Genomic DNA, 13,411 nt, shown 5'->3' with positions numbered 1-13,411 from the left:
TGTTTAAAAAAAGAGGGAAGATCCCTCTTAAATTAGAATTGAACTTTAACGTTTTCACGCTCAGCTTCGTTAGCTACCTCAAAGAGTGGTTTCTTCGTAAAGTTGAACATTCCTGCAATAATATTTGAAGGGAATACTTCACACTTTGTATTGTATTGACGAACTGTTCCATTGTAGTACTTACGTGATTGAGCAATCTCTGTTTCAATTGACTTCAATTGATTTTGGAGATCCATAAAGTTAACATTTGCTTTAAGATCTGGATAGCTTTCAGTTAGGGCAAACAAGCGAGTTAATACTCCACTTACTTCTCCTTCTGCTCTTAAACGATCTTCAGGTGTTGCAGCATTTGCCGTTTGGTTACGTGCTGCCATAATACCTTCTAATGCTTCACGTTCGTGTGATGCATAACCTTTTACAGTTTCAACAACATTTGGAATTAAATCATAACGTTTCTTAAGATATACATCCATTGTTGAGAATGCTTCTTCAACAATATTTTTCATTCTTACAAATCCATTGTATTGTGAGATAAAGAAAATAACTATTAATACTAATACAACTCCAAACCCGATTAGAAATTGCATAATAAATACCTCCTGTATTACTTTTATAGTACATCGAAATATGACGATTGTCAATTAAGACAATTTGAAACTTTCTTAACAATTAACGTGTAACGAGTGCACGAAACCTGTGTTAACCTTTCAGTATGTTGCATTTACAACTACATACTATCCTTTTACAATCGGATTTCGTTCGCTAGGCGTTATAAATGCATAGTAAGAACCGACACTACTGTGTATTGCCGGTTCAAATACTATTACTAGTCTTCTAATTGAATTCTATATGATTCAATTTTTTTATACATAAGAATTAATAGACCGAGCAAGCATAATAGCCATCCTAAATAATTATTTCCAATACCAGTTGAAGGTAATCTTGGAGAATCTTCTTCAGGAGTAATCTCTTCAGGCTCGTTTGGCACTGTTGTATCTGTAACGATTACTTCTGTTGGGTCTGATGCATTGCCTGATTTGTCTGTTTGAATCACAGTAATCACATCACCATCTTTTAGTGCTGGTGTGTCTACTGTCCATTGTCCGTTTTCATCTACTGTAGTAGTTACTTCTGTACCATCAGGTAGCGTTACGGTAATATCAGCTCCAGGTTCGCCACTGCCACTTACACTGGTATCTCCAGCTTCCACATGATCGACTAGTGGTGCTGCTGGTGCAGTTGTGTCAGTTACGATTACTTCTGTTGGGTCTGATGCATTGCCTGATTTGTCTGTTTGAATCACAGTAATCACATCACCATCTTCGAGTGCTGGTGTGTCTACTGTCCATTGTCCGTTTTCATCTACTGTAGTAGTTACTTCTGTACCATCAGGTAGCGTTACGGTAATATCAGCTCCAGGTTCGCCACTGCCACTTACACTGGTATCTCCAGCTTCCACATGATCGACAAGTGGTGCTGCTGGTGCAGTTGTGTCAGTTACGATTACTTCTGTTGGGTCTGATGCATTGCCTGATTTGTCTGTTTGAATCACAGTAATCACATCACCATCTTCGAGTGCTGGTGTGTCTACTGTCCATTGTCCGTTTTCATCTACTGTAGTAGTTACTTCTGTACCATCAGGTAGCGTTACGGTAATATCAGCTCCAGGTTCGCCACTGCCACTTACACTGGTATCTCCAGCTTCCACATGATCGACAAGTGGTGCTGCTGGTGGTACATCGTCATAAACTTCGATTGTTATTTTCGCTTTTGTTGTTGGTTCACTTTGAATTGAAAAAATCATTTCATAAGTTCCAACTTCAGCAGTAAAGTCTGTTGAATCAATCTCAATAGTTCCAGTTAATGCTTCTAAAGTTGATTTGACAACATTAGTAATTTTTTCAGTAATATTAGCACTTGATAAAGTGATAAACTCATTCACATCTAGAATATTTACAGCTTCTGTATATGGGATTCTGACATTATTTGCAGCAAGAATATATTTATCTCCTGCAGAAACAACATCTTCCCCTTTAACTATAATATTTATTGTAACAACATTATTTCTTTCGTCATTAACAGCGAATGTTGCAGTATAGTTTCCTACTTCGCTTTTATAATCCGATTCTAACAATACTGCTAATGTTTCTTTTGAGTAATGATCAATTTGCCAAGCTCTCACTTTACCGAGTTCAAGTAGATCATTAATTGTTATATTTTTAGCGTCAAGAGCTGATAGATAAATATTGTTACCACCGACTACATAATTGTTGTTGATATAGTCTATTTTACCAATGTTATCTTTATCATGAACTGTTGCTACTATCATACTGATTGGTAATTCGCCATTTTCTACAATTCCAATTTCAGCTCCATAGCTTCCAACATCTACACCAGCTCGATATTCACTGTTTGTGATTGCTATTGTTGCAGGTGCATCGACATCCGTACGGTGCCATGCATAAATATCTCCATAATCTGCATTGAAGAAATCTTCCTCACCTTGTACTTTAGATTTATGAATGTAGAAATCATTCGCATTGATCATATAGTTGTCATCCATTATTGTTGTTGATGAATAAACTGACGCAACTATTTTTTTGCTAGCTTCAGCAATTTCTGCAGTAGTAAATTCAATTACATACCCTCCAACTTTCGAAGAATAAGATGAGTCATTTTTAATAACTGGATATAATGGTTTACCATCAGAAATTCTAAATGAGAACACCCCTGTCTTATCTCTTAGTTGTGCATCTTTCACTTCAACATCTACATCATCTGAATGAATCTTAAAGTGATTTGCTGAGATGATATAATCGTTTTCATAATCAATTACTGTATTTGCATCTTTTACAATTACTTTTGTAGTTGCTTTAACAATTTGGCTTGGATCAGCTGAATCTTGCATTGTATACTCTGTTGAATATACTCCAACACTACTTGTATCTACATTAGTAACATGTTGAATATCAAAGGCTCCCGTTCCTAACGAAACAGAATTCCCTTTACTATCAAATCCTTCAACGTTTGCAGTTACGTCGTAGACTCCATTTACTTCTATTTCAATAAACTCTGGAGCATTAATTATTGCTTTCTTAACGACTTCAATTGAACTTGCTGGTTCAAATGTAGCTTGATGAAGTTGTGTTTGAATATCAGGGTTTATATTTCCTGCTGCATCTTGTAAATAAACTCTTACAATGTCACCATTTACTAAATCTACGCTTGATGTATCTAATGTAAATTTACCTTCTGCATCTACAGTTGCTGAAACATTTTGTTTTACTCCATTAACTGTAATACTTACTGTTGAGCCAATCTCACCAGTACCAGAAATTGTTGTAGTTCCCTCTAATATTTTAGCAGGGACTACTGCCGGAGTAGGTGGAGTAACATCTTTTACAATTGTCTTAGCTGTGTCTAAGGTAGTCCAGTAAGGGATACCACGATATCCTGTAGCTGTAAACTCTGTTCCTGCCTTGAAGAAGTCATCAGTTGTAAATGTATATTTACCATCTGCTCCGTTTGGACCCTCAGTTTTGTAATCACCGTTTTGTGCTGTTATTTGAACTTGATTTGCCCAAGATGATTTTCCTAATACACTTGCATTTACACTAAATGTTTTATGAGCATCTGTAATTTCATCAAATGTCAATTCTGGATGTGCATTAAGACCAGTAATTCTTGCATAATTATTTGTATCCCAGCCTGCTAGTAATTCAGGTGTAGTTCCTTCTATCGCTTTAGTTCCAAGAGTCAATAAGGTAGCCAAAAAGTTACTATTATCGGGGTTCTTATCTAATTCTAAATTTCCTGCATTCCATGTTTCAATATCAGAATTAAGAATTTCGAATCTGAAATCATTTCTAACATTAAATGCCTTATATCTTGAATTATCATTTCTAATGTCGTAGCGAAGAGGGCTATTCAATACGAGAGAGCTATCAACGCTATAAGCAGAATCCGCTCTAACCATTGTGTTAAGATTTGATACGGACTTACCAATTAAGTAAAATTCTGAACCTGGTGCTGAGTATACGTCAGCAGGTGTGTTCCACTCCATTATAGGTTGAGATTGTCTACTACTTAAAGCAATCGAAGCATCTTCAAAAACATATAGGAATTTTCTATTTACACCTGATGTTCTATCGAATCGCACAGCATTACCTTCTGCTTCAGCAATATATGATGCACCTTTATGAATGTATATCCCTGTGTAGTGTTGATATATTGCAGGAAATGCTATTCCACCTAGTGTCTTTAATTTTACGCTTGCATTGGGTCCAATATTTACGTCACCCTGTGCTCCAGCATTATTGAACCACCATGTTGAAAAATTATAGAAGTTTGCTTCTCCATATATTTCCGCATTTTCTTCGACTGTAATTTGTCCAATGTAAAAGTTTTCTGCATTTGATACCATAGTGACTTTTCCACGTAAAAAAACGTGAGCAAGTCCACCAACAATAACTCGCTGCACTTGGTTACCTGTTTCTGTTGGACCAAAATCAGCATTTTCCAAGATAATTTGCCAGTTTTTTCCTGCGTCAGTTAAGTTATAGTTGTCAATAAAGTTTCTTCCTCTTAACTTTAAATCGATATTTAAAAAATGAACAGTTAATGGTTCCGTTGTTCTATTTAGCTTGAACCCTGATAAGTCATTTTGAGCAACTGAGTTTTCAAGAGACATCGCGAATCCATTACCATCAACTTGCAAGGATCGAGATAGATATAATCCTTGTAATGTATTCTCTTCTGTTCTAGAAAAAACAATATCGTTGCTAAAAACAATTCTTGAAATTAGATTGTTTTTAAAAGCCTCAATAAATTCTGCTGCTGTGCTAACGATTACTGTGCTTTCCTCAGTATACACAACTTCGTTTGCAACAGGCATTGCTGGTGCTGTTGGATATGTGTTTGCTGAAATATCAAACAATCCAACATTTTGTACTATCATAGTCGTTAGTAAAAACAAACAAACTAAAATACTACTTAGTTTCTTGGTAGTCTTCCTCATAATGTCCCCCTAAAAGTTTTCCAAAAAAAAAGAGTGTTTCTCTTTAAATTAATACCGGACACTAATATATAATATTTATATTAAAATTTATGTAGAATGTCATGAGTTGTTAAGTTTTTGTAATGAAAGTCAAGAATATTTTCATTTTTCGATAATTATACCGTGAATATAAGTTGACACATTTTCACGAGTGGTCTATAAGATATATTCAAATGATTAAAAATGATTGATTTTAAGCAAAAATAAAACAAGATACACCTTAAGGTGCACCTTGTTTATCTAATTATTTACTAATACTGTCCTTTGAGACTCTTTTGTATTTCTCGTTTTATTGATCGTTCTTTTTCTACTTGACGCTTGTCATAAAGATGTTTACCTTTAGCAAGTGCAATCTTCAGTTTAGCGCGTCCTCGATATAAATGTACATCTAGAGGAACGATTGTATATCCCTTTAATGTTTGAGCTTTATTAAGCTTCTCAATTTCATGGCGATTTAGAAGAAGTTTTCTTTCTCGAGTTTCATCGTGGTTAAAACGATTGCCTTGATCATAATGACCAATATGCATTCCCTTTATCCATGTTTCTCCATTAACAATAGAAATAAAAGCATCTTTTAACTGCACGTGACCTTGACGGATAGACTTTATTTCAGTTCCTACAAGCACAAGCCCTGCTTCAAACTCTTCTTCAATAAAATAATCATGATATGCTTTACGATTTTTTGCGACGACGCTCATAAATTGGTTTACGCCCCTTTCGTCTAGATTTTCTAGGTACGATTAATTCAAAATGAATGACCCATTCTGCCATATCAATCTCAACACATTTAACTTTTACTTTCTGACCTATGCTGTATGTAGTCTTTGTACGCTCTCCAACCATCTTTTGAGCGGTTGCATTATACTCATAGTAATCATCTTTCAATGTGCGAACATGGACAAGTCCTTCAACTGTATTCGGAAGCTCAACAAAAATCCCAAAGTTGGTGACTCCGCTTATATATCCTACAAAAGTTTCGCCTACTTTATCAAGCATAAATTGAGCTTTTTTCAACTTTTCAACTTGACGTTCTGCATCAAGAATTGAACGTTCTTTTTGTGATGCATATTTTCCAGCTTCAACTACAAATTTTTCATCTTTTTCTAAATCTTTACGATTTTGATGTATGGCATATTTTTTAAGTTGTTGGTGTAACAGTAAATCAGGGTATCTACGGATTGGGGATGTAAAGTGTGTGTAATCATCCAAAGCAAGTCCAAAGTGACCTGTAGGTTCTTCTCCATACTTAGCTTTACTCATTGAGCGCAGCATTAATTTTGATACTACTGGTAGTTCTGGTTTGTCCTTGAAGAACTCCAATGCTCGTTGTAATTCTTTAGGATGGATATCTTCAAGGTTACCCTTCATTCTATATCCTAAAACACGTAAAGTATGCGATAAATCTTGCATCTTTTCTTTACTTGGCTTATCGTGCACACGATAAAGTACAGGTATGTACTGATAACGTGCCATCTGTGCCACTACCTCATTAGCAATAACCATAAACATTTCAATCATTTCTTCCGCTTCGCCTGTTTCACGACGGTAGATATCTAATACTTTTCCATTATTATCAATGACGAAATTACTTTCATCACTATCAAAACCTATTGATCCCGCTTGTTCTCTCTTATACTTCAGACGCGAAGCACAATCTAACATCATATGAACCATGGTTGAGACTTCTTCTAAATCTTCAGAGGTATTTACTTCGTTATAGCTCATACGACGTTTCGATTGAATCACTGATTCATATAAGTGGTAATCAATAACTTCACCGTTAAAGTTAATATCAATCTGAACAGTCATTGCAAGACGATCGACATGAGGGTGTAGCGAACAGATACCATTTGATAATTCCTTGGGTAACATAGGTACAACTCTATCAACCATATATACCGAGGAGCTTCTCTCATAAGCGCTTTGACCTATTGCACTCTTAGCATTTACATAATGAGCAACATCCGCAATGTGCACATATAAACGGTAACCATTAGCTAATGATTCCATATATATTGCATCATCAAGGTCTTTTGCATCCTCACCATCAATAGTAATGACATATTGATCACGGTGATCAATACGGCCTTTTGTGTCTTCTTGATTTATTTCCTTGGGAATACTTGGAATTTCTTTCTTCACATCATCATTGAAATCAACATCAATCCCATATACAAAAAGAACAGACTGAACATCCATACCTGGTGCATCAGCTTGCCCAAGAACGGAAGTTACTTCCACATATATTTTGTCGTCAATTGACTGAATGTGACCAATGACTCGATCATTTTCTTTTACTTCAAGTTTTGTAGTGTATTCAATGTCTTTATGAATTCTTGTATCATATGATTCAAAAATCAGTTTCTTCTTTTTAACTTTCAAGGTTCCTAATAGAACTTCACGATTGTGTTTTACTACATGAAGAATCTTGCCAAATTCTTTCTCAGCACTAATAATTTCTACGAGTACTGTGTCTAAATCAATAGCATTACCAAAATCTTTAGAACCTACATATATAGAAACTGCTTCGTTTTCCACAAAACCAAATGAATCACGAACAGCTCTAAAAGTACCAACTGCATAACGTTTGTTGTCAATTGGATACACTGTATCATTAGCGAGTACGATTTCAGACTCATGAACCATCTCATCAATAGCTTGGTTAATTTCTGTTATACTTGCTTCTTCTTTTAATTGTTGATGCCAATTTTCTAATGACATCACAACCTTATTACCTAATATTACACTTCGAATATTTTCGAACTTTGACATAATTGTTGCCTCCTAATAAATAAAAACCGCTATCAAGCGGTTTTCTATTGACTAAGTAGAGTAATAACAACAAAAGCAATATAAAGAATTCCCGTTACAAGCGTTGCGTTTGAAAGTGTTTTTTCAAAGCCACGTTCTTTTGTATTTGAGAATAAATCTAAACCTTTGCTTCCAGAGAATGCTCCAGAGAACCCTTCTGTCTTACCACTTTGTAGAAGTGATAGAATAATCAATACCGCTGATACGATAAGTAATAATACTTTACTCATAATACTCACACCTTTTCTTTTTTTAATTTTATAAGTACGTAATTTACTACATTAGTGTATCAAATTACGGTAGCTTTTACAATCAAAATATATTCTATAAGACCTGTACATTCGTTTTGGTTCTAAGATTGATTTGTTTTCTTAAATTAGTATTCCATATTAAATGGATGTTTTTTATACAAACTTCCTGATTTTGACATTAAGTTTTGCATGGTTTCGATATCATACGAATCAATTTCATCAGATTGACTCCAAATAACTCTACCCATAACTGTTGCTGCTAAATAGAATTCCCAATCACTATATTCTTCTGCACCAAGTTGCGCAGCTCTATAAATATAGTTCCAAGCTTCTTTTCTTGATATATATGCCGATGCATTACACCAACGAGCAACAGTTACAAGACGATCAAAGTCCCAAGCTGAAACTGTCTTTATTGAATTCAGTTGGCTTTCCGAGAAATAGAAATCTTTTTTAAGAATTTCTTCAAGTTTCTCTAAGGTAGTAAATTCTGTCGCATAGTTTTGCTTGATACTATTTATTTCTTCTTGACTAAGAGTGGAGATTCCTCGATATACTTGGAAAACATCATTAAATCCATAATTCTGTCCTGTTGTTCTATGTCCCTCATTGACCAACCATTCTAAAGTGCTTTTTGCAGATGCTTCATCTGTTACACCCCAGTAATCAGCAAGAACATCACGATGTCTTTGTTCCTTACCATAGAGCTCAATCGTGTCAAATGGCATATCATTTTTTGATGATAAGAACGCTCCGAAGACTAGTGCTCTTGCTTCCTCTTGTGTTAATGCGATACCTGTTTTAAAACTAGGCTGGGCATTGGTAAACATCAATCTACCCATATCAATAAGTGATTCTTTAAATTTTTTCTTCCTACTCAAAATATAAACCCCTCTTCTTTATATATATGGTAATGATATCATGTTTGTTTTAATATTCAAATTTACATGAAATCCATTGTTTCTTAAGGGGATTTATCTACATATTTTTATGTACGTACTGAATATTTACATGAGGAAGAGCCACAAGAAAAAGAATTCTCTTTTGTCAATCTTACAAAAAACACACATAGTACAGAATCCTTTCTCTATCTTGGCTACTTCAAAGACTTAGTACATTGTTTATGACCAAGTTCACTCCTCTTTCAAAGAGTCTTTTATCCTTATAAACTATAATAGTATTATATCATGGTACTTTTCATGTACGATGATTTCATTGAGAGTGTAAGTTTGGAATATTTTTCTTGGAAACAAGAACCACCCTAAACTTTTTAGTTTTCCATATGAGTCTAGATTGGTTATAATAGTTTCATACGTACTCGATCTATTAGCAATATTTCTATGATTTATCTAAATACCGCAAATATAAGGGAGGAAGATTATTATGTCGTATAGTTATGATCATAAAGCTATTAAACGTTTTGGAAGAAGTTTCAAATGGGATGCTATGTTGGATGTTGATTCCAATATTGCAGAAGAAGATATTGTACCTTTTACTGTTGCAGAAATGGAATGGCAAACAGCTCCTCAGATTACAAAGCAACTCCAAGATTATCTAGAAAATGGAATTCTTGGATATACAGGACCTTCTAAAGAATATTATGAGCTCGTGGTAGATTGGATTCAAAATCGTTACCACTTCAACATTACTAAAGAAGATATTGTGATTGTTCCTGGAGTAATTACGGCGATTAAGTCACTGCTTGAAGTTATGACACAAGAAAAAGATGGCGTCATATTATTAACACCATCTTATCAGACATTCTATCGTGCACTAGAACAAACTCATAGAGAGTGTGTTCCTGTATCACTAATCAATAACGAAGGATACTATACCATTGACTTCGATGCATTAGAACAAGCTTTCGCAAGGGATACCACAAAAATGATGATATTATGCCATCCTCATAACCCTATTGGTCGTATTTGGACTCAAGAAGAACTGCAAAAGATTTATGAGCTGAGTAAAAAATATGATAAACCTGTTGTCAGTGATGAAATTCACGCTGATTTAATCATGCCAGGATTTGATTTTGTGAGTTATGGTGCAATCGACCCAAAGGCTTCTATCTGTACTTCAATTAGTAAAACATTTAACCTAGCAGGTATGAAGTTGTCTAATATTATCATTCGAGATGAAGCTTGCCGCAATCGATTTATCGAACATAGTGAGCGTTACAATAATATAGGAGCGAATGCATTAGCACTCCAAGCATTAGAATATGCATACCGTGATAGTGTGGATTGGCTCAATGAAACAATCTTAGAAATTGAGAAGAATGCGAATACAATAATCTCCCGATTAAAAGATACTAAGGTAGTAATTAGCCCACTCGAGGCAACCTATTTACTATGGCTAGATTTTAGAGCATACCCAGAGATTCTCAAGTGTATTAAAGAAGATGGTCATATCTGTGGTAATAATGGTTCTATCTTTGGCGACAATGGCGAAGGATTCTTACGACTAAACATCGCTGTTCCTCATTTCTATGTTGAGAAACTTTGCGACAAAATATTAAATATCATAAACGAATTCTAAAATATCTCGAGGTTGACATTTGAGTTCTGTACAAATTGCATTCAAGGTTGAAAAGCGTATTGCTTTCACCCTTGAATTTTTTAATTTTGATAAGTTTACTTCAGAAATACTTGTTCTTTCCGATAATTCTCTTAGTGTCATTTTTCGATCCGCCATTACGCGATCAAGTCTTACTATAATCATGGTAATTTGTCTCCTTTTATTCAGTATATCACAAATCAACAACGATAAACGTTAAATAGTTAATGTTTTAACTTGTGAAGTGATGTACAAATACATTTCACACATGAATTAGAAGATTTTTTTATAATAAGCAGTTATGATAGAGATACGAACAAAAATGGAGGAAGATTTATGGAAAATATTACGATTTTAAAACGAGATAATCAAAAAGCTAAATTCAACGGTGAGAAGATTGCTGTTGCGATTAAAAAAGGTTTTGATTCATTAGAAACTGAAAAATATAATGCAGATGATGTGAATCATGTTTATAATGCTGTCCTTGGACAGATTGAAGAAATCGCAAAAAACGAAAAATTTATTTCAATTGAATACATTCAAGACCTAATTGAAAGAGAGTTATTGCGTCAAAACTTTACAGATGTATATGAAGCATTTTCTTCATACCGTAACCGTCGCAATGAATCACGTAAGATTTTTATTTCTAAGCAACATAAATTCCTTAAAGCGATTGAAAAATTGAATCATAAAGAATCAATCGAAAACGATGAGAAGCGTGAGAATGCAAACGTTGATGGTAACAGTCCAATGGGAATGATGCTCCAATTCGGTTCAACAATCTCTAAAGAGTTTGCGAAAGCATACCAAATGGATCAAGACTTCTATGAAGCACATGATTCAGGACAAATTCATATTCATGATATGGATTTCCTACCAATGGGCACAACTACATGTAACCAAATTAACTTAGAACAATTATTCTCCCATGGATTCTCAACAGGTCATGGTCACTTAAGACCTCCTAAAGATATTATGTCATATACTGCGCTTGCAGCTATCGCTATTCAATCCAACCAAAATGATCAACATGGTGGACAAAGTATTCCTGCATTTGACTATTATATGGCTCCTGGAGTTCTCTATACATTTAAGAAACAATTAAAACAAAGAGTTTACGACTTTTTAGAAATATCCGACATGCTTGATGATGTTGATATGAAAGGCATTCTAAAACATATCGATGGTCTTACTTCAATCACAATTGACGTTAATGACTTTGGAAAATTCACTAAAGATTGCGATATGGCTTTAAGCATTATTAACAAAGCTTATGATAAAGCAGTCCGTGTTACAGATAGAATTACATTCCAAGCAATGGAAGCATTCATCCACAACTTAAATACTATGCACTCACGTGCAGGTGCTCAAGTTCCATTTAGTTCCATTAACTTTGGTACTGATGTATCTCCTGAAGGCCGTATGGTAATTGAGAACTACCTTAAAGCTCTAGATAAAGGTCTTGGTAAGGGAGAAACTCCAATTTTCCCTATCTCAATCTTTAAAGTTAAAGAAGGAGTTAACTACTTCCCTGAAGACATTAACTACGACTTATTCAAACTTTCAATTAAAGTATCTGCTAAACGTCTCTTCCCTAACTTCTCATTCATCGATTCTGACTTCAATAAGCAATACTATAAAGAAGGTCGTTATGAGACTGAAGTTGCCTATATGGGATGTCGTACACGTGTAATGAGTGATATTAACGATCCTGATGATGAAGTTGTAGTTGGTCGTGGTAACTTAAGCTTTACATCCATCAACTTAGTACGTTTAGGTATCAAACACGGAATCTTAAACAATGAGAAACCTGACATGGAAGGTTTCTATCATGAACTTGATCATCTACTGGCACTTACAAAGACACAGCTTTTAGAACGTTATCGTATTCAATGTAATATGAGTGTTTCAAACTTTAAATTCTTACTTGGACAAGGTGTTTGGAAAAACTCTAAGTCACTTCGTCCAAAAGACAACTTACACAAAGTACTAAAACATGGTACTTTAGCATTTGGTTTCATTGGTCTTGCAGAATGCCTTAAAGCATTAACAGGTAAGCACCACGGAGAAAGTGAAGCGTCTCAAGAACTTGGCTTAGAAATCGTTAAGCATATGCGTGAGAAAGCAGATTCTTATGCGCAAGAAACAAGTCTAAACTTCTCCTTAATCGCTACTCCTGCTGAAGGTTTATCTGGACGTTTCGTAGCAATTGACCGCTCAATATTTGGAAACATTGAAGGAATTACTGACCGTGATTACTATACCAACTCATTCCACGTTCCTGTTTACTTTGATATTTCAATTAAAGACAAACTTGCATTAGAAGCGCCTTATCACGCACTCACAAACGGTGGACATATCACATATGTAGAACTTGATGGTGATACAACTCAAAACCTAGAAGCCTTTGAAGAAGTTGTACGTATGATGCATGACTATCAAATTGGTTATGGGGCCGTTAACCACCCTGTAGACCGTGATCCAGTCTGCGGATATACAGGAATCATCAATGACGAGTGTCCAAGTTGTGGACGTCATGAAACTGAAGGCGACTTTGGTTTTGAGAGAATCCGTCGTATTACAGGTTACCTTGTAGGAACACTCGATCGTTTCAACAATGCAAAACGTGCTGAAGAACACGATCGTGTAAAACATGATCTCTTATGAAAGTAAATTTAAGCTCATTTATCTCTGATTCAATCGTTGATGGTGAAGGTATTCGGACTGTAATCTTTAC

General features: G+C 35.0%; 9 protein-coding genes. 2 read left to right on the top strand and 7 right to left on the bottom strand.

The annotated features are described in order from the left end of the window. Positions 1–32: 32 nt before the first annotated feature. The 6 genes from G7059_RS02310 to G7059_RS02285 form a co-directional block, all read right to left on the bottom strand. On the bottom strand, positions 33–587 hold the full coding sequence (locus G7059_RS02310; protein ID WP_166080485.1) for a LemA family protein: 555 nt from the start codon (positions 585–587) through the stop codon (positions 33–35). Positions 588–826: 239 nt separating this feature from the next. Then, positions 827–5,017 carry an Ig-like domain-containing protein gene (locus G7059_RS02305; RefSeq protein ID WP_166080484.1) on the bottom strand — a complete coding sequence of 1,397 codons (4,191 nt, stop codon included), beginning with the start codon at positions 5,015–5,017 and terminating at the stop codon, positions 827–829. A 290-nt stretch (positions 5,018–5,307) separates the two neighbouring features. After that, positions 5,308–5,754 (bottom strand): SsrA-binding protein SmpB, encoded by a 447-nt coding sequence (gene smpB / locus G7059_RS02300; protein ID WP_166080483.1) that lies wholly within the window; start codon positions 5,752–5,754, stop codon positions 5,308–5,310. Beyond that, positions 5,729–7,828, bottom strand: a complete 2,100-nt coding sequence (gene rnr / locus G7059_RS02295; protein WP_166080482.1) for a ribonuclease R — start codon at positions 7,826–7,828, stop codon at positions 5,729–5,731. Before rnr ends, smpB begins: the two co-directional genes overlap by 26 nt. A 44-nt stretch (positions 7,829–7,872) precedes the next feature. Beyond that, a complete protein-coding gene (gene secG / locus G7059_RS02290) occupies positions 7,873–8,097 on the bottom strand; it encodes a preprotein translocase subunit SecG (protein WP_166080481.1) in 225 nt (74 codons plus the stop codon). A gap of 146 nt (positions 8,098–8,243) precedes the next feature. Beyond that, entirely contained in the window at positions 8,244–8,999 is a 756-nt protein-coding gene (locus G7059_RS02285; RefSeq protein WP_166080480.1) for a DUF1266 domain-containing protein, read from the bottom strand. Positions 9,000–9,501: 502 nt separating this feature from the next. Between G7059_RS02285 and G7059_RS02280 the strand changes: the two genes are divergently transcribed. Then, on the top strand, positions 9,502–10,656 hold the full coding sequence (locus G7059_RS02280; RefSeq protein ID WP_166080479.1) for a MalY/PatB family protein: 1,155 nt from the start codon (positions 9,502–9,504) through the stop codon (positions 10,654–10,656). On the opposite strand, the gene G7059_RS02275 is transcribed toward G7059_RS02280, so the two are convergent. Beyond that, a complete protein-coding gene (locus G7059_RS02275; protein WP_205700223.1) occupies positions 10,633–10,839 on the bottom strand; it encodes a helix-turn-helix transcriptional regulator in 207 nt (68 codons plus the stop codon). The genes G7059_RS02280 and G7059_RS02275 overlap by 24 nt on opposite strands. Positions 10,840–11,010: 171 nt before the next feature. Here G7059_RS02275 and G7059_RS02270 point away from each other — a divergent pair, with 171 nt between their 5' ends. Further along, the gene (locus G7059_RS02270) at positions 11,011–13,341 is read left to right on the top strand and encodes an anaerobic ribonucleoside triphosphate reductase (RefSeq protein ID WP_166080478.1); all 2,331 of its coding nucleotides are present in this window, start codon (positions 11,011–11,013) and stop codon (positions 13,339–13,341) included. Positions 13,342–13,411 lie beyond the last annotated feature (70 nt).

It is taken from the genome of Erysipelothrix sp. HDW6A (genome assembly GCF_011400295.1).
In the GTDB taxonomy this organism is placed as follows: Bacteria; Bacillota_I; Bacilli_A; order Erysipelotrichales; family Erysipelotrichaceae; genus Erysipelothrix.
This window is presented reverse-complemented; position numbering and strand designations above follow the sequence as displayed.